Here is a 25,568-nt window from a genome sequence, read left to right as displayed (position 1 = left end):
ATTCCTAAAGAACAAACCCGTGTCACGGTTTAAGGTCTGCACCACACTGCTGGATCGCCCCGCACGGGAACAGGGCGGCGCATGGTCGCAGACCGGCTTGGATCCTTTGGAGACAGGCCACCAGGGCGACCCGCCTCCAGAATCATTATTTCGCGCGTGCAGCCACGATGGCTTCGGACACGTTGCGCGGCGCTTCGGAGTAGTGCTTGAACTCCATCGTGTACGTGGCACGGCCTTGCGACATCGAGCGCAACGTGGTCGAGTAGCCGAACATTTCAGACAGGGGCACTTCGGCCTTGATGGCCTTGCCGCCACCCACCATGTCTTCCATGCCCTGCACCATGCCGCGACGGCTGGACAGGTCGCCCATCACGTTGCCGGCGTAGTCTTCAGGCGTTTCCACTTCCACGGCCATCATGGGTTCCAGAATGACCGGGCTGGCCTTCTTGCAACCTTCCTTGAAGCCGAAGATGGCGGCCATCTTGAACGCCATTTCGGACGAGTCCACGTCGTGGTACGAACCGAAGTGCAGCGTGACCTTGACGTCCACGACAGGGAAGCCTGCCAGCACGCCGGCGTTGAGGGCTTCGATCACGCCCTTCTCCACGGCCGGGATGTACTCGCGCGGCACCACGCCGCCCTTGATGGCGTCAACGAACTCGAAGCCCTTGCCGGCTTCGTTGGGTTCGATCTTGAACACCACGTGGCCATACTGGCCCTTACCGCCCGACTGGCGCACAAACTTGCCTTCGGCTTCGTCCACGCTCTTGCGGATGGTTTCGCGGTAGGCCACCTGGGGCTTGCCGACGTTGGCTTCAACGCCGAATTCGCGCTTCATGCGGTCGACGATGATTTCCAGGTGCAGCTCGCCCATGCCGGAGATGATGGTCTGGCCGGACTCTTCGTCGGTCTTGACGCGGAACGAAGGATCTTCAGAGGCCAGGCGTTGCAATGCAATGCCCATCTTTTCCTGGTCGGCCTTGGTCTTGGGTTCCACGGCCTGAGCAATCACAGGCTCGGGGAAGACCATGCGCTCGAGCATGATGATGGCATCCGGATCGCACAGCGTCTCGCCGGTGGTCACATCCTTGAGGCCCACGCAGGCAGCGATGTCGCCTGCGCGGATTTCTTCCACTTCCAGCCGGTTGTTGGCGTGCATCTGCACGATGCGGCCGATGCGCTCCTTCTTGCCCTTGACCGGGTTGTAGACCGAGTCGCCCTTCTTGAGCACGCCGGAATACACACGCACGAACGTGAGCTGGCCCACATAGGGGTCGGTCATCAGCTTGAACGCCAGGGCGGACAGCTTCTCGTCGTCGGACGCCTTGCGCGAGGTGGGCTCCTCGTTGTCGTCGGTGCCGCCCACGGGAGGAATGTCCACCGGCGAGGGCAGGAAGTCGATCACCGCGTCGAGCATGCGCTGCACGCCCTTGTTCTTGAAGGCGGTGCCGCACAGCATCGGCTGGATCTCGGTGGCCAGCGTGCGCGCACGGATGCCTTGCTTGATTTCGGCTTCCGTCAGGTTGCCTTCCTCAAGGTACTTGTTCATCAGCTCTTCGCTGGATTCAGCGGCAGCCTCGATCATCTTCTCGCGCCATTCTTCGGCTTGAGCTTGCAGCTCGGCCGGGATGTCCTGGAACTCGAACTTCATGCCCTGGGAAGCTTCGTCCCAGATGATCGCCTTCATCTTGATGAGGTCGACCACGCCCTTGAAGTTGTCTTCAGCGCCAATCGGGATCACGATCGGCACCGGGTTGGCCTTCAGGCGCAACCTCATCTGGTCGTACACCTTGAAGAAGTTGGCGCCAGTGCGGTCCATCTTGTTGACGAACGCCAGGCGCGGCACCTTGTACTTGTTGGCCTGACGCCAGACGGTCTCGGACTGCGGCTGCACGCCACCCACGGCGCAATACACCATGCAGGCGCCGTCAAGCACGCGCATCGAACGCTCCACCTCGATGGTGAAGTCCACGTGGCCGGGGGTATCGATGATGTTGAAGCGGTGCTCGGGGTAGGACAGGTCCATGCCCTTCCAGAAGCAGGTGGTGGCAGCTGAGGTGATCGTGATGCCACGCTCTTGCTCCTGCTCCATCCAGTCCATGGTGGCAGCGCCATCGTGAACTTCGCCGATCTTGTGGTTCACACCGGTGTAGAACAGGATGCGTTCGGTGGTGGTGGTCTTGCCGGCATCAATGTGCGCGGAAATACCGATGTTGCGATAACGCTCAAGGGGCGTGGTGCGGGACATGGAAATACTCCGAAAAGGGGACGAGCCCGCTCCCCTGATTTAGGGAATGCGGGCTCTCGGTTCTGGATGCTCTACTGGGCGGTAGCCCGGATCAGAAGCGGAAGTGACTGAAAGCCTTGTTGGCTTCGGCCATGCGGTGCACTTCATCGCGCCGCTTCATGGCGCCGCCACGGCCTTCGGTGGCCTCGATCAACTCGTTGGCCAGGCGAAGGGCCATGGACTTCTCGCTGCGCTTGCGGGCAGCCTCTTTGATCCAGCGCATGGACAGGGCCAGACGACGCACGGGCCGGACTTCAACCGGCACCTGGTAGTTGGCACCACCCACGCGGCGGGACTTCACTTCCACCATGGGCTTGACGTTGTTGATGGCGACCGAGAAGATTTCGACCGGGTCTTTGCCGCTCTTCTTCTCGATCTGCTCCAGCGCACCGTAGATGATGCGCTCGGCAACAGCTTTCTTGCCACCTTCCATGATCACGTTCATGAACTTGGAAAGCTCGACATTGCCGAACTTGGGATCCGGCAGGATTTCACGTTTAGGGACTTCGCGACGACGTGGCATTTTTTCACCTCATATTGCTTCAGTTGGCACCTATTCAGGGGCCGCGAGAGCCATGCAAAAACTCTCACTTACTCGACCCGCACGGACCATTCCGTGTTGTGGGCCACTGCGCTTGAACCACCTGCCAGGCGGAACAAACACCGGAAAATTCAAACGATCAGGCCTTCTTGGGGCGCTTGGCACCGTACTTGGAGCGCGACTGCTTGCGATCTTTCACGCCTTGCAAATCGAGCGAACCGCGCACGATGTGGTAACGCACACCGGGCAAGTCCTTGACACGACCACCGCGGACCAGCACGACGCTGTGCTCCTGGAGGTTGTGACCTTCACCACCGATGTAGGAGATGACCTCAAAACCGTTGGTCAGGCGCACCTTGGCAACCTTGCGCAGAGCGGAGTTGGGCTTCTTGGGGGTCGTGGTGTACACACGGGTGCACACACCGCGACGCTGCGGAGAGTTTTCCATGGCCGGGCTCTTGGATTTGGTCTTTTCGACCTCCCGGCCGTGGCGCACGAGTTGATTGATGGTTGGCATTAAAACGTCCCTAAACGTTTGAAAAAAGCGAAAACGAAAACTCCTCGGAAGATTCCGAAAAGCCCTCTACTGTAGCACGCGGTCAATTTCCTGACAATGCCGGGCCCTCACGGGGCGGGCGGCCTCACTGGATCCAGAGACGGATCGCGTCCCAGGCGCGGCCGAAAATGCCGCTTTCCTCGACCGTCTCCAACACGGTCAACGGGATTTCGGCCACCGCAGCGCCGCTGGCAGTGGTCACACGAAGGGTGCCGACCGACTGCCCCTTCAACAGGGGCGCCACCAGCGGATCGGGGCGGACCACCTCGGACTTGAGCTTGGCACCCTCGCCAGCGGGCACCGACACCACCACGCCTTCGGCCCGGCCCAGGCGGACCTGATCGGCCTTGCCCTTCCAGATTCGCGGTGTCGCCACGGGCTGGCCGACAGGGATCAGGCGCACGGCGTCAAAAGCGGTATAGCCCCAGTTGAGCAGCTTCTGGCTTTCGGCTGCGCGGGCGTTTTCACTGGTCGCGCCGAGCAACACGCTGATCAGGCGCCGCTGACCTTGGGCGCCTTCACCCAGGCCAGGCACCTGCCGGCGCGCCGTGGCGACCAGGCAATAGCCGGCTGCGCTGGTGTGGCCGGTCTTCAGACCGTCCACACTTGGGTCGCGGAACAGCAGCAAGTTTCGGTTGGTGTCGTTGGCGGCGGGCGTGCCCGGGTAGCGGTAGCGCTGGATGGCGTAGTACGGCACGTACTGGGGGAAGTCGGCCATCAGGCGGGTGGCCAGCGTGGCCAGGTCGCGCGCGGTGGTGGTGTGCCCAGCCTCGGTGAGACCTTCCACATTGCGGTAGCTGGTGGAGGCCATGCCCAGCACCTTGGCCTGTTCGTTCATGAGCTGCACGAAGCGCTCGACCGAGCCGGCCACGCCCTCGGCCAGCGCCACCGTGGCATCGTTGCCCGACTGCACGATCATGCCCTTGATCAGATCCTCCACCGGGACCTGCATCTTGGGGTCGATGAACATGCGTGAACCAGGCATTTTCCAGGCGCGCTCGCTCACGCCAAAGGTCTGGGTGAGGCTGATCTTGCCGGCTTTGAGCGCGTCAAAGACCAGATAAGCGGTCATGAGCTTGGTGAGCGAAGCGGGCTCAACGGCCTGATCCGGGTCCTTGGACGCAAGCACCTGGCCCGAGGTGGCATCCAGGAGGAGGTAGGCGCGCGCGGCCACCTCCGGCGGGGCTGGCATCTGCGCCAGCGCGGGCCCCATCACACCAAGCGACAGACACAGCAGAAAACGGGAAAAGAGACGACGCAACAAAATCCGGTCCTTCAAAGGGAATACAAGAGAACCTGCGAGCCGTCAGGCACGCAGGTGACGCAGCACCAGCGTCCGCAAAAGCGGGAGCTGGCCGTGGAAGAAATGGCCGCCACCGGGCACCACCAGCACCGGCAGCGACTGGGGACGCGCCCAGTCCATGACTGACGACAAGGGCACCGTGTCGTCCTGCTCGCCATGAACGACCAGCGTGCGCTCGTGAAGTTCCGTCGCCACGGGCGCCACCTCGAAACGGCTGGCCGCCGTGCCGATGAGCACCAGATGCCGAATGTCGCGCGCGCCATGCAGCCTCGCGGCGGCATGGCTGGTCACAAAGGAGCCGAACGAAAAGCCGGCAAGGCACAGTGGCCCGCCTGGCGCCTGGGTCTCGATCACCGCCAGAAGATCGTCAAGCTCACCACGCCCTTCGTCGTAAGCACCCTCGCTCTGACCGACGCCGCGAAAGTTGAAGCGCACGGCGGTCCAGCCGCTCTGCACACAGGCCCGTGCCAGCGTCTGCACCACCTTGTTGGTCAAGGTCCCACCATGCAACGGATGGGGGTGGGCAATCACGGCCACGCCCTGCGCTTCGGCCACGGGTCGGTCGATGGCCAGCTCCAACCGGCCGGCAGGTCCGGCGATCGAAAGGAACTCGGTTTGTGCATTCATCGGGCTTCAGCGCCCCACATCCGGCGGCGTCAGCAGTCGCTGCACCACCACACCGTCGCGCAGATGTGACTGAACGATCTCATCGATATCGTGCTCATCGACATAGCTGTACCAGACCGCTTCGGGGTACACGACGGCGATCGGACCACCCGCACAGCGGTCCAGGCAGCCCGCCTTGTTGACGCGCACTTTGCCCACTCCGGAAAGACCCAGCGCCTTGGCCTGGGACTTGCACCGATCGAATGCCGCCTGCGCCCGGTGCTGGGCGCACGATGCTTCGCCACCTTCCCGCTGATTGAGGCAGAAAAAGATGTGCCGCTCGTAATAGGACTTGTTTTCGGTCATGGCGGAATTTTAGTGGGCAGCTCCAGAACCGTCGGTGCGCGCGCCACCGCCCGCAGACCGAAGATCAACGCCGCAAAGGGCCACAACCAGCCCAGCCATTGCGAAATGCCGTGAAAGCGGATAAAGCGCCCCTGCTCCCAGACTTCCAGCGATTGCGCGAAATAGGGACTGTCGGGCGCGAGGTTAAGGAGCGTCAGCGACACCGCCAGCGTCAGAAGCATCACCACATTGCACAGCCGACGCGGGAGCCCCAGCATCGCCAGGCCCAGCAGCACTGCCATGACCAGGCCCATGGTGGCTTGCGGGCTGACCCACGCCCATGCATGGGACGGCCCGTAAGTGAGCGCGGCGGACAGGCCGGCCGCGCAGGCCGCGGCCAGGAAAAGCATCAGCAGGAACAAGGCGCGGCGCAGCAGCGAACGCATTTCGGCAAAGCCCATGAGCAGGGGCGACAGCAGACACAGGGCGATGCAGAACGCTTCGGCCAACGGGCTGAGGGGGTCGGGCACCTCGAGGCGCACAGGCACCCAGGTCAGGAAAGGGGTTTCCTCCAGCAGCAGCACCAGGCCGGCCTCCAGCCGGTCCCAGACCTGGCCCAGACCAAATGGAACCGAGAGCGGGTAGAGAAGCGCAAAAGGCCAGAGCGCCAGCAGCACGAGGCTGCCGTGGGCGGAGGGTTCAAACCAGTTGGCGCGAAACTGGCTCCAGTGGCGCAACATCCCCATGCGCTCCAACGCCCAGGCGCACACCGCGCCGAAGGCGGCGCCGGCGCTGTTGAGAACGAAGTCAACGTTTGACGGCACCCGCATGGGCAGATAGTTCTGCAGCGTCTCCACCCCGAGCGACAACAAGGTGGGCACCCCAAACGCCAGCCACGAGGACCATCGCCCCCAGTCCGATCGCAGCATGGCCAGGCTCAACAGAAAGCCCAGAGGCGCATAGCCCAGCAGGTTGGACGCGACATCGAAACCGGTCCAATACTGGGGCAGCGGCGCCCACAGAAACGCCAAAGGAGAGACCCCTTGCACGCGCCAGCCGGTGAAAGGGTACAGACTGGCGTACACCACCATGGCGGCAAACAGCAGCGCCAACGGCCAGGCGGAAGAGCGGGTTTTCAAGGCGTCAGAAAGGCTTGACGACCACCAGCACCACCACGGCCACCAGCAGAATGACAGGCACTTCGTTGAACCAGCGGTACCAGACGTGGTGGCGGCGCTCACGGCCTTGCACAAACCGGCGCAGCATCCGCGCACAGGCGTGGTGATAGCCAAGGATGAGAACGACTGCGGCCAGCTTGGCGTGCATCCAGCCATTGCCCGCTCCCCGGCCGATGCCATAGCCCAGCCACAGCCAAAGCCCAAGGCCCAGGGCCGGCACCGCCAGGAAGGTGGTGAAGCGCATCAGCTTTTGCGCCATCAGAAGCAGGCGCTCACGCTCGGCGGCGCTCTCGGGCGGCACCATGGCCAGGTTCACGAAGATGCGCGGCAGGTAGAACAAGCCGGCGAACCAGCTGGCCACGAAGACGATGTGGAAGGACTTGACCCAGAGCATCCGGGCAGTGTAGCCCCGGGGCTGCGGCGACCCACGAAGAAGAGGGCCAATGCCAAAAAGTGACAGGGCAAAAAAAACCCGGCCTTGAGGGCCGGGTCAGGAAGCCTTTTTGCTGTCACACACTAAGGCACCCGCTCAGGGAGGAAAAGCGGGGAGCGGCCTTTCGGCAGCTCGACAGAAATATTACACCAAGATGAGGCGAAAACCAAGAAAACCTGTCAGTTCTGACATTGTTCTAGTCAAATTTTTGTTGTAGGAAGAACAGATCACATCATTTTGGCGAGCTCAAACATCACCGCCGTGCCCAGGGCTTCGCGGATGTTACCCCGCCCCACCTTGGCCATGGAGAACTCGCCAAATCCAGACATGTCGAACGAACTGTCGTCCGGCGAGATCTCGACGAAGGGAAACTCGAACACTTCGCGCAGCAACTCGCGGCGGAACAAGTCGAATCCCTCGTCCTTGATCGCGGAGTCCACCACGATCAGGTTGGGCATGCGAGAAAGAATGGCCTCCCGCGCCTGCCGGAAGTCGACCACGCTGTCCGAACCGATGCCGATCTCGCGCAAGGCATCGCGCACATCGGCCCGGATCTGCAGCGTGGGCGAGATGGTCAACACATAGACGCCTGACAACGACTTGAACATCGAGGAGTGGTCGTCCGAGAGGTCCACGGCTGAAATGCCGTCCACCGCCTGCACCGTCCGGCTGAACAAGGCGGTGAAGTTCACGCCGTCGTCGGTCACCTGGCGCTCGATCTCGATGCCTCCGGCCGCCAACGCGATCTGCCGCACCAGCAGCCAACTCAGGCTGTCCGTCGACGCATGGCTGGATGGCGGCGCACCATCGTTGGAGACACGCAACTGCAGCCGCGCGTGCCGCGGCCAGGCATTGATGTCCATGCGAACGTCCATGCGGCTGCCGAACGGCAAGCCCCAGTCCAGCACGGCGTTGACGAAGGTGTGGGCCACGGTCGGGTCCACCAGCACCTCGACAGGCTTGAGCTTGCGCCGCATCTCGATACCCAGCACGGCGAATTCCTTCTTGCGCTCCTGCAGCACGCCCTCCACCAGGTCGGCCATGCCCACCTTTTCATGCGATTGCCGGATGCGTCCGCCGTAAAAACGATGGATCTGCTGCGCACTGACACCCGACTGCTTGATGCGTTCGGCGGGGATGCTCAAGGCCCGGTGCTCCTGCCGGCTGATGGTGCCCTTGCTCAGCAGCAGATCGATGGTGTTCTGCAGCGCGCTCACTCCCTCCGTGACCTGATCAGCCAGGCCGGACAACAGGGTGGGCCAATGTTCGTCCAACGACCACGACTCGGGCTCACTGGCACCGGGCTTGGTGTTGGCAAAGCTGTTTGAGGAGGGCTTCTTGGTGGTCAACATGGGCGGACTCGTGGTGCGCAGGGGCTCCCGCGGATCAGTAACAAGATGTGTTGACTGAAGAATAGCGGCTGACACGCCGGATGGTGACCTGCCAGAGACCAGTATTTTCTTCTTACCGTGGAGTTCGCCACACCTGCAGCGCTTTTTCCGGCGCTCGCACCCTGTCAACTTTGCCAGTGGCGCCTTGCGAAGGATTGCCAGAAGCCACCGTCACACGTCCCGAGGGGGCGTTTGCCACAATACGCGCATGCACGTCCCTGCCCCCTACCCTCACAGCCGCCCCCGCCGCCTGCGCCGGGATGCCTTTTCCCGCGACCTGGTGCGTGAGCATCGCCTGAGCGCGGCGGACCTGATCTACCCGGTATTCGTGCTCGATGGGCAAAACCGGCGCGAGGCGGTGGCGTCGATGCCGGGCGTGGAGCGCGTGAGCCTGGACCTGTTGCTTCCGGTGGCCGAGGACTGCGTGGCGCTGGGCATCCCTGCCATGGCGCTGTTCCCGGTGATCGACCAGTCGCTCAAGACGCCGGACGGCCAGGAGGCACTCAACCCCGACGGGCTGGTGCCGCGCGTGGTGCGTGAACTGAAGAAGCGTTTCCCGCAGCTCGGCGTGATGACCGATGTGGCGCTGGACCCGTACACCAGCCACGGGCAGGACGGCGTGCTCGATGAGCACAACTACATCCTGAACGACCCCACGGTGGAAATCCTGGTCAAACAGGCCCTGACGCAGGCGCAGGCGGGCGTGGACATGGTCGCACCCAGCGACATGATGGACGGGCGCATCGGCGCCATCCGCACTGCGCTGGAGACCCACGGCCTCGTGCACACACGCATCATGGCCTACAGCGCCAAGTACGCCAGCGCGTTCTACGGCCCGTTTCGCGACGCGGTGGGCTCGGCCGCCAACCTGGGCAAGGCGGACAAGAAGGTCTACCAGATGGACCCGGGCAATTCCAACGAGGCCTTGCGCGAGGTCGCGCTGGACCTGGCCGAAGGCGCCGACATGGTGATGGTCAAGCCCGGCATGCCCTACCTGGACATCGTGCGCCGGGTCAAGGATGAATTCGGTGTGCCCACCTTCGCCTACCAGGTCAGCGGTGAGTACGCCATGCTCAAGGCCGCCGCCCTCAACGGCTGGCTGGACCATGACGCGGTGATGATGGAGAGCCTGCTGGCTTTCAAACGCGCGGGTGCCGACGGCGTGCTCACCTACTTCGCCCGGGACGCGGCGCGCCTGCTGCGCGGCTGAAATCCGGCAACCCACCCACCATGCGCATCTTCCACATCCTGCCGGGCTCGGTGAACGAATCCGGCGCCCTGCCCATGGTGCTGCCGCAGAAGGGGTACATCTGGATCGCCTGTGGGCGGCGCGAGTTCGAGCTGGAGCAGGGCGCGGTGCAGTCCACCCTGCAGGTGCTGTGTGGCATGACCCTGGTGGACCTGCACATTTCCGACCTGCTCAACAACCAGTTGCCCTCGCACTACGACTACACATCGCAGTACGACATCCTGGTGTTCCGCCGCCTGGCAGCCGGCCACAGCGAAACCGACCTCGCCCACCCGGGGGAGGTGCTCACCCAGTCCGTCAAACGTGGTGGCCCACCGGTGTTGCGGCGCATCGACACCAGCCCGGTCGGTTTCGCGGTGTTCGATCGCGTGCTCCTGACGGTGCATCCCGTCGGCTGCCAGGCGCTGGAGCAGTACGCCACGCGGCTGCTCTCGGCGGCCACCGCGGCCTCGCGCGCGGCCGGTGTGCACCTGCCGCCCAGCCCGGCTGACCTGATGCTGCGCATCGTGAACCAGATGGTCGATGGGTACCTCGCGCTGCGCCGCGAGCTCACCCGCCAGCTCGACCATTGGCAGACCGAACTGCTCATGCCCAAGGCGCGCTTCAGCAATTGGGGCTCGTTGCTGGATGCGCGCATCTCGCTGCACCAGCTCGACGAAATCTGCGAGGACCAGCGTTCGGCCATCCAGGACTGGAATGAGAACCTCGCGACCTGGGAGCCCAACGACTCGATCGGGGGGCAACGCGGCCTGGAACTGCTCAAGGTGCGCTCGCGCGACGTGCTCGAACACATTGAACGCGTGGTGCACCACGTGCGTCGACTGGAGCAAAACGCGGAGACCGCCGTGCAGATGCACTTCTCGGCGCAGAGCAACCGCACCAACGACATCATGCGCACGCTCACCGCGCTCACCGCGATCTTCCTGCCACTGAACTTGATCGCTGGCATCTTCGGCATGAACTTCCAGTTCATCCCCCTCCTGCATCAGCAGACCGGCTTCTGGTGGGCCATCGGCTCGATGGTCGCGATTGCCGTGGTCCTGGGCGTGCTGTTCTGGCGCAAGCGCTATCTGGTGCGCACGAGCAGATAGCCGAGAAACAGCTCTTGCGGTGCTGAATCGCGCACCGGCATCAACTTATACGTAGGGTTCGCTCAGGCCTTCGTTGGCCAGCACCCGCTGCACCGAAGGGCGAGCCAACATCCGCCGCAGGTACGGGCCCAGGTGCTTGCGGTCCCGCGCTGGCGCGCTGGGGAAATGGCGCGTCCAGCGGCACAGCGTGAACACGTAGGCATCAAGCAGCGTGAACTGCGTCCCCATGAACCACGGGCCGCACCGGCGCTCGATCTCGGTATCGAGTTGGTCGAGCAGCGGCCCCACGCGGGCCTGCGCGTTGCGCTGCACCTCCGCGGCCACCTCGGCGTGCCCGGTGTCGGCCCAGCGCTCGGGATAGAAATACACGATGAGCGTGGCCTGCAGGGTGTTGGTCAGCCACATGAGCCACTTGTAGGCATGTGCCCGGTCGCGCGTGTCCATCGGCGGCATCAGCGCGGCCTGCGGATGCGTGTCGCTCAGGTGCAGGCAGATCGCGGCTGTTTCGTACAGCACCAGGTCCCCATCGACCAGCACCGGGATCAGGCCGTTCGGATTGAGCGCAAGGTAGCCCGGCGCCTTGTGCCCGCGGTTCTGTTTGTCGACCAGCACGCGCTCGTAGGGCAGGCCGATCTCCTCGAGCAGGATGTGCGGCACCATGGACGCGGTGCTGGGGGCGAAGTACAGCTGGATCATGGAGCTCAAGGGTTGGGTGAAGCGACGCCAAAGAGCCTCGCGCCGTTGTCCCAGGCAATGCGCCTGGCCACGTCGCCTGGCAGGCCACCGAGCCAGGTGCGGTAGCCTCTCATGAGATCGTCGTAGTACTGCCAGCGCTGGTTGATCCAGGTGTCCGAGCCGATGAGAAAACGGTCGGGGTACTTGAGCAGCAGCGAGCGCCATTCGGGGCAAAGCTGGCCGTCGGCACAGGTCAGGCCCGGGCGGTAGGACAGCTCGCCGACCAGCAGCGGGTAGCGGGCGAAGAGTTCGTCCACGCGCGCGACCGGCGTACCCCCGATACCCGTGTGGGCCCAGATCAAAAGCGACTTCCGCCCCTTGGACGGTGTGTTCGCCATCAGCAGGTCGATCGCGGCATCGTCCACGTGCGCGAGGATGGCAAGGCCCTTTTCTTCGGCCAGGGCCATCAGTTGCTTGGCCACCGGCCCATTGGCATTGGCGCTGTCGTACAGGTGGAACTCGCCCAGGCCGCGGTACGGGCCGGCGGGCGTGCCGCGCTGGAGTTCGGCGTTGACCATCTCAACAATGGTCGGGTCCCTGAACCAATTGTTGTAGTCGGCGCGGTCGCGGTACAGGCGCACGAAGGGCACGACCGTGACGCCCGCCTGGCGCGTCTGTTCGCGGGCGCTGGCCAGCGCCTTGGTGCCATCGTTGGGCCGCGAGTTGGCCACGATGGCGCGCACGCCGTTGCGCTGCATGCGCTCGAGCACGTCGGTCATGGGGTGCGGGCAACCCGGGGCCGGCATGTCGTGCGTGCAGGCCTCGTTGTTGTAGTGCAGGTGCGCGTCGAACAGCGGGCCCGTGTAGTCGGCCGCGGCCGCACTGGCAAAAGCCCCGGCAAGCAGCCCCAGCGACGTCACGGCGCGCCACATGGTTCAGCCCAGGTGCTGCGCAAAAAAGGCCAGCGTGCGCTCACGCGCCAGCTTGGCCGCTGCCTCGTTGTACGAGCCTCGCTGGTCGCAGTTGAAGCCGTGGTTGGCGTCGTACACATGCACCGTCACGCCGGGCTGGGCTTTCTTGAAGGCCTCCACCGACTCCAGCGGGATCCAGTGGTCCTGCGCGCCGAAATGCACCATCACAGGCACGGTCGGGCGGCGCTGAGCGTCCTCGCCCACCGTCATGCCGCCGCCGTAGTAAGGCGCTGCTGCGGCCAAACCCTTGAGCGCGCAGGCAGCGCGCCAGGTCAGCAGACCACCCCAGCAGTACCCGACGATGCCCACCTTGCCGGCCTGCGCCGCGTGGTCGATCGCGGCCTGGATGTCGGGCATCACGCCCGGCGCGGGCAGCCCTTCGACAGCGGCCTTGAGTTCCATGCCGGCCTTCATGTCGGCTTCGGTGTAGCCCAGCTCCACCCCAGGCTTGACGCGGTGGAAGGTGGCGGGTGCCACCACGAAGTAGCCATCGGCCGCGTAGCCGTCGGCCACCGCACGGATGTGCGAGTTCACGCCAAAAATCTCCTGCAGCAGCACCAGGCCGCCCTTGGCCTTTGCGCTGGGCTGGGCCACGTAGGCCGGGAAGGTGAAGCCGTCGGCGGATGTGAGTTCGATCGTCTGACCCATGGTGTTTCTCCTGTCGTCGGTTGAAAAATCAGGCGCGCAGCCGGCGCGCCACGAAGTCGAGGCGGTCCTGTCCCCAGAACAGTTCGCCATCAATGACATAGCTGGGCGCGCCGAACACGTTGAGGTCGATGGCGGCCTGCGTGTGCTCGTCGTAGCGCGCCTGCACCTCGGGTTGCCGGGACTGCGCCAGCCGCTCGGCACCCAGGCCGCTCTCGGCCAACAAGGCCGCCAGCGTGCCATCGTCGGCGATGTCGCGCTCCTGGGCCCAGACGGCGGCCAGAACGGCCCCCGTCAAGCGCATCGCTGCCTCGTCGCCATCGTGCTGGGCCACGGCTGTGATCAGCCTGGCGGCAGGATCGCCCGCCACGGGGAAAAAGCGCGGCTCGGGATGGAGAGGGATGTCCAGCGCCTGGCTGAAGCGTCGCAGTTCGAGCAGGCGGTAGGCCTGGCGCTGCGGCGCGCGCTTCTGCAAGGGCAACCCGCCGGAGATCGGGAAAATCTTGCCCAGATCCATGGGGCGCACGCGCACGGCGGTGCCGGTCTCGCGCAGCAAGTCAGCGAAGCGCGCGTGGCCCAGGTAGGTCCAGGGGCTTTGCGGAACGAAGTAGTAGTCGACTGTGCGACGCATAGCGGTCTCCTGTCGCTGTTGTAATGGCAAGCTCGGTGGCAGGCCCCTGTTGTACGCGATGCCACCACTTTCTGCAGGAGACGGGTTATGGCTGAAATGACAGGCCGAGCACTGCTGGTCACCGGCGGCGGACGCGGCATCGGTGCGGCCACCGCCAGACTGGCCGCGCGGCAGGGCTGGGCGGTGGCTGTGAACTACACGGCGAACTCGCTCGCGGCCGACGAGGTGGTGCGCGCGATTCGCGCCGAGGGGGGCACGGCGATCAGCGCGCAGGCCGACGTGGCCGACGAGGCCCAGGTGCTCGCGATGTTCGCGAAGATCGACGCCAAGCTCGGCCGCCTGCACGGCCTGGTGAACAACGCAGGCGTGGTTGACGTGACGGCCCGCGTGGATGAGATGAGCGTGGCGCGCTGGCGTCGTATGTTCGACATCAATGTGATCGGCTCGATGCTGTGCGCGCGCGAGGCGGTGCGCCGCATGAGCACGAAGCACGGTGGCGAGGGGGGCTCCATCGTGAACCTCTCCAGCGCGGCCTCGCGCCTGGGCTCGGCTGGCCAGTACGTGGACTACGCGGCGGCCAAGGGGGCGATCGATGCCTTCACCATCGGCCTGGCGCGGGAGGTGGGCGGCGAAGGCGTCCGCGTCAACGCCGTGCGGCCAGGGCTGATCGAGACCGAGATCCACGCCTCGGGCGGCCTGCCCGACCGGGTGCGCGACCTCAAGCACCAGGTGCCGATGCAGCGCGGCGGCCGGGCCGACGAGGTGGCACAGGCCATCGTCTGGCTGCTGTCGGATGCGGCGAGCTACACCACCATGACCCTGATGGACGTTTCCGGAGGACGCTGACGTGACCACGACACCCACGAACACGACCCACATCAAGTATTGGTGGGAAGACCTGCAGGTGGGCGAGACGCGCGACCTGGGCACGATCACGCCGACCGAAGAGGAAACGGTGGCTTTCGCGCGCCAGTTCGACCCGCAGCCGTTCCACCTCGATGCCGAGGCCGCCAAGGCCTCGGTCTTCGGCGCGCTCAGCGCCAGCGGCTGGCACACCTGCGCCATGGCGATGCGGCTGATGGTGATCAACTTCCTCAGCGAGAGCTCCAGCCTGGGCTCGCCGGGCCTGGAGAGCGTGAAGTGGCTCAAACCGGTGTTCCCGAACGACACGTTGCGGCTGCAGCACACCATCCTGGAAAAACGGCCCATGAGCAAGCGCCTGGACGTGGGCCTGGTGCGCACCACCTGGGAGATGTTCAACCAGCATGGCGACAAGGTGCTCTACATGGAGGGCTACGGGATGTTCCGGCGGCGCGAGCCGGGCAAGGCCTCGTAGCCCCCCCGACCTTCTGCGGCGCGATGGGCCGCATCCAGGGCACGCGCGCAGCGCGGCGGGGGTGGGTCACAATCCGGTATGGATTTCAAGCCGCTCATCACCCTGCTGGCCATCGTCAACCCGCTGGCGATCGTGCCGTTCTTCATCCACTACACGCAGGGCTTCTCACGCCAGCAGCGGCGGCGCACGGTAATGATCTCGGCCTTCAGCGCCTTTGCAGTTATCGCCACCTGCGCCCTCGTCGGCCTGCAGATCCTGGCGTTCTTCAGCATCTCGCTGGCCAGCTTCCAGGTGGGGGGCGGCATGCTGCTGCTGACCTCGGCACTGTCCATGCTCAACGCGCGCCCGGCCGAGGCCAAGGCCACCGACAACGACTTGAGCGACACCTCGGCGCGCACCTCCATCGCGGTGGTGCCACTCACCATCCCGCTGCTCACCGGGCCGGCGACCATGTCCACCGTGGTGATCTATGCCGACCAGGCCAAGACCTTCTTCCAGCACGCTGCGCTGATCGGCTATGGCGTGGTGATCGCTCTGGCCACCGCCATCTGCTTCACCCTGGCCGAGCCGATCGCGCGCTTCCTGGGCCAGACCGGCATCAACGTGATGACGCGGCTGATGGGCCTGATCCTGGCCGCGCTGTCCGTCGAGGTGATGGCGACGGGTCTGGTGAAGCTGTTCCCGGCATTGCTGGGCTGAGGCGCCCCCCGCTGTGGCCCAGGGGGCACGCCCTCTTTAGTACAGCCCCAGCGTCTGTGCCTGCAGGCGCGAGAGGCCCAGCAGCGCGTCGGTGAACGGCGTGGGCACGCCGGTGAGCTGGCCGAGTTCGCGCACCGCGGTCACCAGGGCGTCAAGCTCCACGGGCTTGTGGGCCTGCACGTCCTGCAGCATTGAGGTCTTGAACGCGCCGAGTTTGAGCGTGACGGCATGGCGGTCCTCAGGCTGCTGGTCGATCGGAAGGCCGATGCGCGAGCCGATGTCCTTGGCTTCGAGCATCACGCGGCTGATGAAGTCGCGCACCAGTGGATCGCCCAGGATGCGGTCGGTGGTGGCGCCGGTGAGCGCACTCACCGGGTTCACTGTCATGTTGCCCCAGAGCTTGTACCAGACGTCTTTCTGGATCTGCGGCGACACCGTGGCATGAAGCCCGGCGCGCCGCAGCAGCTCGGCCAGGGCCGTCACGCGCTCACTGGAGCCGCCAGAAGGTTCACCGAGGATGAATCCGTTGCCGAAGTGGTGACGGATCACGCCGGGCGCGTCCACGGAACAACTGGCATGCACCACGCCACCGATGACATGGCGCGCCGGGATGCCGCGCTCGATCTCCCCGTCCGGGTCCACCGCCTTCAGGCGCGTGCCGGCGAGCTCGCCGCCAAAGCCGTTGAAGAACCACCACGGCACGCCGTTCATGGCCGTGAGCACCACGGTGTGCCGACCGATCAGCGGCGCGATGCCGCGCGCGAGGCCGGGCAGCGAGGGCGCTTTCACGGCGACGATGACGAGGTCCTGCACACCCAGGGTCACAGCGCTGGCGGCGGCCTGCACGGGCGCGCCCTGCAACTGGCCGTCTTGGTGCAGTTGCAGCCCATCGCGCTGGAGGGCCGCCAGCGTCTCGCCGCGCGCCAGCGCGCTCACGATGCAACCGGTGTGCGAGAGTCGCACCCCGAGCCAGCCGCCGATGGCGCCCGCGCCGACGATGGCCACGCGCTGAAAGTCAGGGGAAGAGGTCAAGGCTCACTCCAGGTAACTGCGGTCAAGGCGGTTGACCTGCCGGACCAGCGCGTCGAACACGTCACGGCCGGCGCCATGATGGGGGTTGAACTGCAGCGCGTCGCGCGTGCATCTTTGCGCGATGGCTTCGGGCACCGGCAGGGCCGCCTGCGCGCCCCCCATCGAGAACGTGGCCATCTGGATTTCGCAAGCTCGCTGCAGCGTCCAGAGAATGGCAAAGGTCTGAGGCAGGGTCGCACCCCAGGCCAGCAGGCCATGGTTGCGAAGGATCACCGCCGGCCGCTCGCCAATGCTCTGGAGCAGGCGCGGCGCTTCGTCGGCGTGGATGGTGATGCCCTCGAAGGTGTGGTAGGCCACCATGCCGTGCAACTGCGCGGTGTAGAAGTTGGTCTGCTGCAGGCCGTCCTTGAGACAGGCCACGGCCACCCCGGCGGTGGTGTGGGTGTGCATCACGCAGTGCGCACCTTCGATGCCGTCGTGAATGGCAGCGTGCACCGTGAAGCCGGCCGGATTGACCGGGTGCGGCGAGCCGTCGAGCACCTCGCCCTGCAGGTTGATCTTCACCAGGTTGCGCGCTGTGACCTCGCTGTAGTGCAGGCCGAAAGGGTTGATCAGAAACTGCTTGTCCTCACCGCAGACGCTCGCAGGCAGGCGCAGTGTGATGTGGTTGTAGATCATCTCGGTCCAGCCCAGCATGGCGAAGACGCGGTAGCAGGCGGCGAGCTCGACACGCGCGGCCCATTCGTCCGGGTGCATGCCCGCAGGGGTGGAGGCAGTGGCTTGCATGGCGGCGTTCATGGGGGTCTCCTAGTACACGCTGCCCTTGGCCTGGGTGGGCACAGGGGATGCATCGGTCTTGAAGCGCGCGGCCAGGGCGCTGGTCTGGCGCGCGAGGATCTGGGTGTCCAGCCCCACGGCGACGAAGACGGCCCCCAGCGCGAGGTAGTGACGCGCCTGGGCTTCGTCGGTGGTCAGAATGCCGGGCGCCTTGCCGGCGCGCAGGATGCGCGCGATGGCGTCCTCGATCGCGGCCTGCACGTCGGGGTGGCCCGGGTTGCCCACGTGGCCGAGCGAGGCGGAGAGGTCGGCCGGGCCAATGAAGACCCCGTCGACGCCGGGCGTGGCCGCGATGGCATCGAGCTGTTGCAGCGCCTCGCGCGTCTCGGCCTGCACCAGCAGGCAGACCTGGGCGTTGGCCTCTTTCGCGTAGTTGGGGTAGCGGCCCCAGCGCGAGGCCCGGGCACCGGCCATGCCGCGCACGCCGCCCTGACCGTCGTCCTGCGGGTAGCGGCAGGCGCGCACCCACTGGGCAGCCTGCTCGGGCGTGTCCACCATGGGGACCAGCAGGGTCTGCAGACCAATGTCGAGGTACTGCTTGATGAGTGCGGTGTCGCCCACGGGCACGCGCGCGATGGCGTGAGAACCCGGGTAGGCGGCGATGGCCTGGGCCTGGGCCAGCAGGTCCTGCAGGCCGTTGGGCGAGTGTTCGCCATCGATCAGCAGCCAGTCGAAGCCGGCACCGGCGCAGATTTCCGCGCTGTAGGGGTTGGCCAGGCCAAGCCAGAAGCCGATTTGCGCGCGGCGCTCGGCGAGCGCTTGTTTGAAAGGGTTGACAGGGGTTTGCATAGGGGAAGTCGTCAGACGAACTGGAACCGAAGGCTGCCAAGCGGGCCGTAGTCGGCCTCGAACTGGTCGCCCTGGCGGGCCACGACCGGCCGCGTGAACGAGCCAGCCAGCACGATCTGGCCGGGCTGGAGCGACTCGCCCCAGGGCGCGAGCTTGTGCGCGAGCCAGGCGATGCCGACGGCAGGGTGGCCCTGCACACCGGCGGCCAGCCCGGTTTCCTCGACAGCGCCGTTCTGCCGCAGGATGGCGCCGCACCAGGGCAGGTCCAGGGCGAAGGGGTCGGCGCGGTAGCGCAGGTCGCCCTCGCCGATCACGATGCCGGCATTGGCTGCGTTGTCGCTGATGGTGTCGAACACCTTGCGCATTGCCTTGGTATGGCGGTCGAACTGCTCGATGCGCGCGTCGATGATCTCGATGGCAGGCGTGACGTACTCGGTCGCGGCCAGCACATCCTCCACCGTCACGTCCACGCCTTGCAAGGGCGACTTGAGCACGAAGGCGAGCTCCACCTCCACGCGCGGCGCGATGAAGCGTGCCGTGGGGATCTGCAGCACCTCGCCCGCCGTGGCGGTGAAGCGCATGCTGTCGAGCAAGGTGCCGTAGTCGGGCTCGTCGATCTGGCTGGAGATCTGCATGGCGCGGCTGGTCAGGCCGATCTTGTGGCCGATCACCTGTCTGCCGGCGGCGACCTGCAAGGCGACCCAGGCCCGGCCGATGCGGTAGCCGTCCTCGATCGTCATGCCGGGAAAGCGCTTGGAGAAGTGCTCCAGCGGCACGCGGCTGCGCTGGGAGAGGTCGAGCTCGGCCGCGAGCTGATGGATGAGGGTGTCGTCGAGCATGGGGTCAGCTCCGGTTGAACAGCGGGTGCAGGGAACTCGTCTTGGCATCGAACACTTCGTGGCCCTCGTCCACCTGCATGGTGATGCCGATGGCCCGCGTGGCGAGTTGCACGGCAAAGTGCGCCTTCACCACGGCCTGCAGCGCCTCGCCCACGCGCTGGTGCGTGGCGGCGCTTCGGCCCGTGGCCATGCGCAGATTCATGTAGACGAAGGCGTAGTCGCCGCCCAGGCCAGCGGCGATGCCTGCCGCGCCGCCGTCCGAGATGGCGCTGTGCGCCGCGGGGTAAGCCAGCACGCGGGTGCCACCGGTGGGGAAGACCTGTTTGCCGGCCTCATCGCGCACCGCGAGCATGGCGTCGCACAGCTCTCGACAGAGCGCGCCCATGTCGGCGCCGCCTTCGCTGGCGGGCTTGTCGAGGTTGGGGGTGTAGAGGATGACGAGGTGCGGCATGGGAGGCCTTGTCAGAGGCGGGATACGGCCTGGTAGCCCCGGGCCGACGAGGCCTGCGCGGCGGGAATGGCCGCGCCGGTCTGCGGGGTGACGGGGAAGACGGCGTTGATCTGGCCGGTGCCGGAAGCGCCGAAGTAAGGGGTGATGATTTCGGCCCGCCCGTCGTAGTCGCTCCAGCCAAGGGCGCCGAGCATCATGGCGGTGTCGTGCATGAAGCCTTCGCCGTGGCCTTTGGCGGCGTACTCGGGGAGCATCTCGCAGAAGGCTTTCCACTCGCCCTGCTCCCACATCTCGACCACGCGGCGGTCCAGGGTTTCAAGGAAGGGGCTCCAGATCTTGAAGGCATAGTCCGGGGCCAGTCCGTTTTGCGCGAAACGGTGGCTGAGCGATCCGCTGGCGAAGAAGGCGACGGTGCCGTCGTAGTGGTCCTCGACGGCCTTGCGCATGGCCCAGCCCAGGCGCGCGCTGTCATTGAGGTAGTGGGACTGACAGAGCGCCGAGACCGAGATGGCCTTGAAGTGCTGGTCGGCGTTCATGTAGCGCATGGGCACGAGCGTGCCGTACTCAGGCCCCAGCGTGGTGGCGTCGTGGGAAAGGGTTTCGACACCGTACTCGTTGCACACCTTGGCAAGCAGTTGGCCGAGTTCGGGGTTGCCCGGAATCTCGAACGGCATGTTGCTGATGAAATGGGGCAGCTCGTTGCTGGTGTAAGTGCCCTGGAAATGGGGGGCGCAGTTGAGGTGGTAGCTGGCGTTGACAAGCCAGTGGGTGTCGAAGACGACGATGGTGTCGACACCGAGTTCGCGGCAGCGGCGGCTGATTTCCTGGTGGCCGTCAATGGCATCCTGCCTCGTGCCCTTCCTCGGGCCGTCGAGTTCGCTCAGGTACATCGACGGGACGTGGGTGATCTTTGCGACAAGTGCTAGTTTTCCCATGGGGTCTTTCCCTTGGTGATGGTGGAGTTCGCTCCGTGGATGGGCGGTGCGATCCCGCTGACCTGTTGGCGTGAAAGCACTTCAAACACCCCAGTGAGGAATGTGGTGAGAACCCAGGGACACAGCGACGTTCTTGGGCTCCAGGAACGCCTCGTAACTCCAGGTGCCACCCTCGCGCCCCGTGCCACTCGCCTTGGTGCCGCCGAACGGCTGGCGCAGATCCCGCACGTTCTGCGAGTTGACGAAACACATGCCCGCCTCCACGGCAGCCGCCACGCGGTGGGCGCGGCCCAGGTTCTCCGTCCACACATAGCTGGAGAGCCCGTACTGGATGTCGTTTGCCAGCTCGATCGCATGCGCCTCGTCGCGAAACGGAATCAGGCACGCCACCGGACCGAAGATCTCCTCCTGTGCGATGCGCATGCGGTTGTCCACGTCCGCGAACACCGTCGGCCACACGTAGTTGCCCTTGGCCACGCGCGAGGGCAGTTCCGCGGCGTACGACGGCCGGTCCAGCCCGCCGCACAGCATGGTGGCACCCTCCTTCGCACCCAGTTCGATGTAGCCGCGCACCTTGGCCAGATGCGCCTGGCTGATCATGGGGCCGATGATGGTTTTCTCGTCCAGCGGATCGCCCACCGTGATGCGCTTGGCGCGCTCCACGAACTTCGCCACGAAGTCGGCGTAGATGCGCTGTTGCACCAGGATGCGGCTGCCCGCCGTGCAGCGCTCGCCGTTGTTGCTGAAGATCATGAACACCGCCGCGTCCAGCGCGCGATCCAGGTCCGCGTCGTCGAAGATCACGAACGGGCTCTTGCCGCCCAACTCCATGCTGAACTTTTTCAGCCCGGCGCTTTGCACGATGCGGTTGCCCGTGGCGGTGGAGCCGGTGAAAGAGATCGCGCGCACGTCCGGATGCGCGCACAGCGGCTCGCCAGCGTCTTTGCCGTAGCCATGCACGAGGTTGAGCACCCCCGCCGGGATGCCCGCCTCCAGCGCCAGCTCGCCCAGGCGCGCGGCCGTCAAGGGCGACAGCTCGCTCATCTTCAGCACCGCCGTGTTGCCAAACGCCAGGCAGGGCGCGACCTTCCAGGTCGCTGTCATGAAGGGCACGTTCCACGGGCTGATGAGCGCGCACACGCCCACGGGGTGGAACAGCGTGTAGTTCAGGTGCGTGGGCGTGGGGTAGGTGTGGCCGTCCACGCGCGTGCACATCTCGGCGAAATAGTGGAAGTTGTCGGCCGCGCGCGGCACCAGCTGCTTGCCGGTCTGGGCAATCACCTGGCCGCTGTCGTTGGTCTCGGTCTGGGCGATCTCGGGCACGTGGGCGGCGATCAGCTCGCCGAGTTTGCGCATGAGCTTCGCGCGCTCGGTCGCGGGCAGCCCGGCCCATTTCGGGAACGCGTCCTTCGCGGCCTGCACCGCGGCGTTGATGTCTGCCACGCCGCCGGCGCTGACCTCGGCCAGCACGTCCTGTGTGGCGGGGTTGATGGTCTCAAAGCTCGCGGCGCTGGCCACGGCCTTGCCGTTGATGAGGTGCTGGATCGTCGTCATGCTGCGGTTCAGGGATGTTGGGTGATGGTGTTGACAAGGTCTCCGATGCCTTCGATGGACGTGACGATCACGTCGCCCGGCCGGCAGTCGACCACGCCGTCGGGCGTGCCGGTGAGGATCAGGTCGCCGGGCTGCAGCGTCATGAAGGCGCTGAAGTACTCGATGAGCGTGGGAACGTCGAAGATCATGTCGCGCGTGCTGCCCTGCTGCGTCACCTCGCCATTGACCGTGGTGCGCAACGAGAGGTTCATGGGGTCGGGCACGTCGGCCGCGTCCACAAGCCAGGGGCCGATGGGCGTGCAGGTGTCGCGGTTCTTGGCACGCAGGTTGGGTCGGTACCAGTTCTCCAGCACGTCGCGGATCACATAGTCGTTCGCCACCGTGTAGCCACCCACGAAAGCCAGCGCGTCGGCCTTCTTCACGCGTTTGGCGGTGCGCCCGATCACCACGGCGAGCTCGCACTCGTAGTGCATGAAATCCACGCCAGGTGGGCGCCGCGTGAAGCCGCGGTGGCCGGTGAGCGACGCTTCTCCCTTCACAAAGGCCAGCGGCTCCTCGGGTGCCTTGAAGGCGAGCTCCTTGGCGTGGTCGGCGTAATTGAGGCCCAGCGCGAGCACGGTGCGCGGGCGCTGCGGCGGCAGAGGCTGCAGCGGGGGCAGCCAGACCACGTCGTCAAAGGACACGCGGCGGCCTTGCAAGGCTGGCGTGAGCAGTTCGAGTTGGCCGTCGGCCTCGATGGCGTCGTGGACCGCGCCGGCCCAGGCGATGCGGGCGCGCTTCATGCGGCCACCTCCTGTGTGAAGCTGTGCAGGGTGGGCGCAAAGCCCGGGGCAGTGATCTCCACCGTGTCACCGGGGTGCACCAGCGGGCGGGCGCCATCGGCCAGGCAGTCGGTGCCCAGCATCAGCACGTCGCCCGGGCGCAGGGTCATGAATTCGCTCACGTCGGCCAGCAGTGTGGCGGCATCGCGCAGCAACTCGGTCAGAACGGTGGTCTGGCGGTGCACGCCATTGATGTGCAGTTCGATCTGCAGATCCGCCAACCCGGCAAGGCCGCCGAAACGCGCAATCGGCACGCACTCGGCCCCTACGCCAAGGAAGCCGTCGACGCAGCGCGCCTTGACCGGCGGGCGGTAGTAGCTCTCGTGCGCAATGGCCACGTCGTTGAACAGCACCGCGCCGAGCACGCCGTCGTCGCCCATCACCACGCCGAGCGAAGCCGACACCTGCACCGCCGCGCCGGCAGGCAGCGCGATGGACTGCCCATGGGGCGTGAAGGTGTTGGCGGTCTTGATGTAGAGCACCGGCGCTTTCGGCGCTGCCTTGTACGGGACTTCGCTCATGCGCGGCGCCCAGAGCGCGTGCTCGCGCTGAAAATTGAGCAGGGTGCCGTAGACCGTGCCGGCCGGCATCCAGGGTAGGGGGTTCATGCGGCGTCTTCCTCCAGGCCGTCGGCCTCATCGGTATTCAGGGGTTGTTCGAGCGCGATCACCTCGTCGAGCAATGCGTACAGCTGCTCCAGCCGGGCCTTGCCCAGGCGCTGCTCCATCCACGCGTAGTGCGCTTCGATGGTGCTGGACAGGCCCTTCACCAGCTTGAGCCCGGCCGGTGTGGCACGCACCACGGTGCGCCGGGCGTCCTGCGGGCAGCGGCTGCGCGCGATCAGGCCGTCGCGCTCCATGCGGGTAAGCACGCCGGTAAGGCTGGGGCCGAGCAGAAACGCCTCGCGCGCCACGCGGCCCGTTTCCACCCCACCGGGCAGTTGCGCGTGTTCGCCCAGCACGCGCAGCACGCGCCACTGCTGATCGGACAGGCCATGCTCGCGCAGGCTGGGCCGGGTATGCAGCATCACGGCCTCGCGCGCTTCGAGCAGCAGGCGCGGCAGGTTGCGGTGAGTGAAAGGGGTGGTGTCGTCCATTTATTTAATATATTAAATGATTATTCTGGAAACAAATCAAGGGTTTACCCGGAACGGCGACGCGGTGAGAATGCGCGCATGAACGCACTCACCACCCTGCTCGGTACGCAATACCCCTTGATCCAGGCGCCCATGGCCGGCGTGCAAGGCGCGGCCCTGGCCGTGGCGGTGAGCAACGCGGGTGCGCTGGGCTCTTTGCCCTGCGCCATGCTTTCGCCCGAGGTCATGGACCGCGAGCTGGCGGCACTGGCCGCGGGCACCCAACGGCCGTTCAACGTCAACTTCTTCTGCCATGCGCCGCCCGAGGCCGACGAAGCGCGCGAAGCAGCGTGGCGTGCATGGCTGAGCACGTACTACCGGGAGGCGGGGCTGGACATCGATGCCGTGCCAACTGGCCCGGGCCGTGTGCCGTTCAACCGAGCGGCGGCCGATCTCCTCGAGCGCTTCCGGCCGAAGGTGGTGAGCTTCCACTTCGGCCTGCCCGACCTGGACCTGCTGGACCGGGTCAAGGGCTGGGGCAGCGTGGTGCTGTCGTCGGCCACCACAGTGGAGGAGGCGCGCTGGCTGGAGGCCTTTGGCGCAGACGCCATCATCGCCCAGGGCGTCGAGGCCGGTGGCCACCGGGGCATGTTCCTCACGGACGACCTCACCACGCAGGCCGGCACTTTCGCGCTCTTGCCGCAGATCGTCGCGGCCGTGGGCGTGCCTGTGATCGCAGCCGGCGGCATTGCCGATGCGGCGGGCGTTGCCGCAGCCATGGCGCTGGGCGCCTCGGGCGTGCAGGTGGGCACGGCCTTTCTCTGCTGCACCGAAGCCACCACCAGCGCGTTGCACCGCGCGGCGTTGCAGAGCGAGGCGGCGCACCACACCGCCCTCACCCATCTGTTCACAGGGCGCCCGGCGCGCGGCATCGTTAACCGCGTGATGCGAGAGCTTGGCCCCATGAACCCGGTCGCGCCGGCCTTCCCGCTGGCCACGGCGGCCATGGCGCCGCTGCGCGCCCATTGGGAGGCCAAGGGCAGCGGCGACTTCTCACCGCTGTGGTCAGGCCAGAACGCCAGTGGCTGCCGAGAGGTCCCGGCGGCAGAACTGGTGGGCGAACTGGTTCGAGGACTTGCCGCCCATTCCTGACAGCGGCAGGTCGGTGGCTCTGTGGCTCCGTGGCAGGAGACTCACAAACGCGCGTCAGCGCCCCATGCCTTAAAGACATAATCGGCCACCCGACGGAGAGAAAAGCTTCACTGACTTCGTGATGAGTCATGGACACCGTCACACCG

The 25,568-nt window shown here is 65.8% G+C and carries 29 protein-coding genes; 6 read left to right on the top strand and 23 right to left on the bottom strand.

Going from position 1 to position 25,568, the window contains the following annotated elements; genetic code table 11:
- Nucleotides 1-145: 145 nt before the first annotated feature.
- The 9 genes from fusA to KIT86_RS03075 all read right to left on the bottom strand — a co-directional run bounded on the left by fusA (nucleotide 146) and on the right by KIT86_RS03075 (nucleotide 8,601).
- Entirely contained in the window at nucleotides 146-2,248 is a 2,103-nt protein-coding gene (fusA, locus tag KIT86_RS03115) for an elongation factor G (RefSeq protein WP_291116159.1), read from the bottom strand.
- 91 nt (nucleotides 2,249-2,339) lie between these two features.
- The gene (rpsG, locus tag KIT86_RS03110; RefSeq protein WP_137918320.1) at nucleotides 2,340-2,810 is read right to left on the bottom strand and encodes a 30S ribosomal protein S7; all 471 of its coding nucleotides are present in this window, start codon (nucleotides 2,808-2,810) and stop codon (nucleotides 2,340-2,342) included.
- 157 nt (nucleotides 2,811-2,967) lie between these two features.
- Nucleotides 2,968-3,345: a 30S ribosomal protein S12 gene (gene rpsL / locus KIT86_RS03105; RefSeq protein ID WP_068169701.1), complete on the bottom strand. Its 378-nt coding sequence runs from the start codon at nucleotides 3,343-3,345 to the stop codon at nucleotides 2,968-2,970.
- A gap of 124 nt (nucleotides 3,346-3,469) precedes the next feature.
- On the bottom strand, nucleotides 3,470-4,597 hold the full coding sequence (locus KIT86_RS03100; RefSeq protein WP_297394973.1) for a D-alanyl-D-alanine carboxypeptidase family protein: 1,128 nt from the start codon (nucleotides 4,595-4,597) through the stop codon (nucleotides 3,470-3,472).
- A 93-nt stretch (nucleotides 4,598-4,690) separates the two neighbouring features.
- The gene (locus KIT86_RS03095; protein ID WP_297394968.1) at nucleotides 4,691-5,314 is read right to left on the bottom strand and encodes an alpha/beta fold hydrolase; all 624 of its coding nucleotides are present in this window, start codon (nucleotides 5,312-5,314) and stop codon (nucleotides 4,691-4,693) included.
- A gap of 6 nt (nucleotides 5,315-5,320) precedes the next feature.
- Nucleotides 5,321-5,659: a (2Fe-2S) ferredoxin domain-containing protein gene (locus tag KIT86_RS03090; protein ID WP_297394966.1), complete on the bottom strand. Its 339-nt coding sequence runs from the start codon at nucleotides 5,657-5,659 to the stop codon at nucleotides 5,321-5,323.
- Nucleotides 5,656-6,777 (bottom strand): VanZ family protein, encoded by a 1,122-nt coding sequence (locus KIT86_RS03085; protein ID WP_297394964.1) that lies wholly within the window; start codon nucleotides 6,775-6,777, stop codon nucleotides 5,656-5,658. Before KIT86_RS03085 ends, KIT86_RS03090 begins: the two co-directional genes overlap by 4 nt.
- Before the next feature lie 4 nt (nucleotides 6,778-6,781).
- Nucleotides 6,782-7,210 carry a CopD family protein gene (locus KIT86_RS03080; protein ID WP_297394962.1) on the bottom strand — a complete coding sequence of 143 codons (429 nt, stop codon included), beginning with the start codon at nucleotides 7,208-7,210 and terminating at the stop codon, nucleotides 6,782-6,784.
- A gap of 266 nt (nucleotides 7,211-7,476) precedes the next feature.
- Nucleotides 7,477-8,601, bottom strand: a complete 1,125-nt coding sequence (locus KIT86_RS03075; protein WP_297394961.1) for a hypothetical protein — start codon at nucleotides 8,599-8,601, stop codon at nucleotides 7,477-7,479.
- Between the two features lie 247 nt (nucleotides 8,602-8,848).
- On the opposite strand from KIT86_RS03075, the gene hemB reads away from it, so the two are divergent.
- Both hemB and KIT86_RS03065 read left to right on the top strand, forming a co-directional pair.
- Nucleotides 8,849-9,850, top strand: a complete 1,002-nt coding sequence (gene hemB, locus KIT86_RS03070; RefSeq protein WP_297394960.1) for a porphobilinogen synthase — start codon at nucleotides 8,849-8,851, stop codon at nucleotides 9,848-9,850.
- A gap of 20 nt (nucleotides 9,851-9,870) precedes the next feature.
- Complete coding sequence (locus KIT86_RS03065; RefSeq protein ID WP_297394958.1) at nucleotides 9,871-10,980, top strand: magnesium transporter CorA family protein; 1,110 nt, start codon at nucleotides 9,871-9,873, stop codon at nucleotides 10,978-10,980.
- A gap of 45 nt (nucleotides 10,981-11,025) precedes the next feature.
- Here the strand turns inward: KIT86_RS03065 and KIT86_RS03060 are convergent, their stop codons facing one another.
- From KIT86_RS03060 to KIT86_RS03045, 4 genes are read right to left on the bottom strand one after another with little or no spacing between them, the layout of a single operon-like run.
- Nucleotides 11,026-11,676 carry a glutathione S-transferase family protein gene (locus KIT86_RS03060; protein ID WP_297394956.1) on the bottom strand — a complete coding sequence of 217 codons (651 nt, stop codon included), beginning with the start codon at nucleotides 11,674-11,676 and terminating at the stop codon, nucleotides 11,026-11,028.
- A gap of 5 nt (nucleotides 11,677-11,681) precedes the next feature.
- Nucleotides 11,682-12,587 (bottom strand): amidohydrolase, encoded by a 906-nt coding sequence (locus KIT86_RS03055; protein WP_297394955.1) that lies wholly within the window; start codon nucleotides 12,585-12,587, stop codon nucleotides 11,682-11,684.
- 3 nt (nucleotides 12,588-12,590) lie between these two features.
- Nucleotides 12,591-13,274, bottom strand: a complete 684-nt coding sequence (locus KIT86_RS03050; RefSeq protein ID WP_297394954.1) for a dienelactone hydrolase family protein — start codon at nucleotides 13,272-13,274, stop codon at nucleotides 12,591-12,593.
- Between the two features lie 28 nt (nucleotides 13,275-13,302).
- Complete coding sequence (locus KIT86_RS03045; RefSeq protein ID WP_297394952.1) at nucleotides 13,303-13,902, bottom strand: 2-hydroxychromene-2-carboxylate isomerase; 600 nt, start codon at nucleotides 13,900-13,902, stop codon at nucleotides 13,303-13,305.
- Nucleotides 13,903-13,998: 96 nt separating this feature from the next.
- Between KIT86_RS03045 and KIT86_RS03040 the strand changes: the two genes are divergently transcribed.
- From KIT86_RS03040 to KIT86_RS03030, 3 genes are all read left to right on the top strand, one after another.
- A complete protein-coding gene (locus tag KIT86_RS03040) occupies nucleotides 13,999-14,748 on the top strand; it encodes an SDR family oxidoreductase (protein ID WP_297394972.1) in 750 nt (249 codons plus the stop codon).
- 1 nt (nucleotide 14,749) lies between these two features.
- On the top strand, nucleotides 14,750-15,238 hold the full coding sequence (locus KIT86_RS03035; protein WP_297394951.1) for a MaoC family dehydratase: 489 nt from the start codon (nucleotides 14,750-14,752) through the stop codon (nucleotides 15,236-15,238).
- Between the two features lie 78 nt (nucleotides 15,239-15,316).
- Nucleotides 15,317-15,937, top strand: a complete 621-nt coding sequence (locus KIT86_RS03030) for a MarC family protein (protein ID WP_297394950.1) — start codon at nucleotides 15,317-15,319, stop codon at nucleotides 15,935-15,937.
- A gap of 36 nt (nucleotides 15,938-15,973) precedes the next feature.
- Here the strand turns inward: KIT86_RS03030 and KIT86_RS03025 are convergent, their stop codons facing one another.
- The 10 genes from KIT86_RS03025 to hpaR all read right to left on the bottom strand — a co-directional run bounded on the left by KIT86_RS03025 (nucleotide 15,974) and on the right by hpaR (nucleotide 24,291).
- Nucleotides 15,974-16,969, bottom strand: coding sequence for a 2-dehydropantoate 2-reductase (locus KIT86_RS03025; RefSeq protein ID WP_297394949.1), 996 nt, complete (start codon nucleotides 16,967-16,969; stop codon nucleotides 15,974-15,976).
- 3 nt (nucleotides 16,970-16,972) lie between these two features.
- A complete protein-coding gene (locus tag KIT86_RS03020; protein WP_297394948.1) occupies nucleotides 16,973-17,767 on the bottom strand; it encodes a class II aldolase/adducin family protein in 795 nt (264 codons plus the stop codon).
- 9 nt (nucleotides 17,768-17,776) lie between these two features.
- Nucleotides 17,777-18,595 carry an aldolase/citrate lyase family protein gene (locus KIT86_RS03015; protein WP_297394946.1) on the bottom strand — a complete coding sequence of 273 codons (819 nt, stop codon included), beginning with the start codon at nucleotides 18,593-18,595 and terminating at the stop codon, nucleotides 17,777-17,779.
- A gap of 11 nt (nucleotides 18,596-18,606) precedes the next feature.
- Nucleotides 18,607-19,434, bottom strand: a complete 828-nt coding sequence (hpaH, locus tag KIT86_RS03010; RefSeq protein ID WP_297394945.1) for a 2-oxo-hept-4-ene-1,7-dioate hydratase — start codon at nucleotides 19,432-19,434, stop codon at nucleotides 18,607-18,609.
- 4 nt (nucleotides 19,435-19,438) lie between these two features.
- Entirely contained in the window at nucleotides 19,439-19,885 is a 447-nt protein-coding gene (locus KIT86_RS03005) for a 5-carboxymethyl-2-hydroxymuconate isomerase (RefSeq protein ID WP_297394943.1), read from the bottom strand.
- Between the two features lie 11 nt (nucleotides 19,886-19,896).
- Nucleotides 19,897-20,820, bottom strand: coding sequence for a 3,4-dihydroxyphenylacetate 2,3-dioxygenase (gene hpaD, locus KIT86_RS03000; RefSeq protein ID WP_297394941.1), 924 nt, complete (start codon nucleotides 20,818-20,820; stop codon nucleotides 19,897-19,899).
- Between the two features lie 81 nt (nucleotides 20,821-20,901).
- Complete coding sequence (hpaE, locus tag KIT86_RS02995) at nucleotides 20,902-22,374, bottom strand: 5-carboxymethyl-2-hydroxymuconate semialdehyde dehydrogenase (protein ID WP_297394939.1); 1,473 nt, start codon at nucleotides 22,372-22,374, stop codon at nucleotides 20,902-20,904.
- Nucleotides 22,375-22,382: 8 nt separating this feature from the next.
- Entirely contained in the window at nucleotides 22,383-23,156 is a 774-nt protein-coding gene (locus tag KIT86_RS02990; protein WP_297394938.1) for a fumarylacetoacetate hydrolase family protein, read from the bottom strand.
- Entirely contained in the window at nucleotides 23,153-23,803 is a 651-nt protein-coding gene (locus KIT86_RS02985) for a fumarylacetoacetate hydrolase family protein (protein WP_297394937.1), read from the bottom strand. The genes KIT86_RS02990 and KIT86_RS02985 overlap by 4 nt, the downstream gene beginning before the upstream one ends.
- Nucleotides 23,800-24,291 (bottom strand): homoprotocatechuate degradation operon regulator HpaR, encoded by a 492-nt coding sequence (hpaR, locus tag KIT86_RS02980; protein WP_297394936.1) that lies wholly within the window; start codon nucleotides 24,289-24,291, stop codon nucleotides 23,800-23,802. Before hpaR ends, KIT86_RS02985 begins: the two co-directional genes overlap by 4 nt.
- A gap of 78 nt (nucleotides 24,292-24,369) precedes the next feature.
- On the opposite strand from hpaR, the gene KIT86_RS02975 reads away from it, so the two are divergent.
- Nucleotides 24,370-25,422, top strand: coding sequence for a nitronate monooxygenase (locus tag KIT86_RS02975; protein WP_297394934.1), 1,053 nt, complete (start codon nucleotides 24,370-24,372; stop codon nucleotides 25,420-25,422).
- The last annotated feature ends 146 nt before the right edge of the window (nucleotides 25,423-25,568 follow it).

Source organism: Hydrogenophaga sp. (assembly GCF_026125825.1).
In the GTDB taxonomy this organism is placed as follows: domain Bacteria; phylum Pseudomonadota; class Gammaproteobacteria; order Burkholderiales; family Burkholderiaceae_C; genus Hydrogenophaga.
This window is presented reverse-complemented; position numbering and strand designations above follow the sequence as displayed.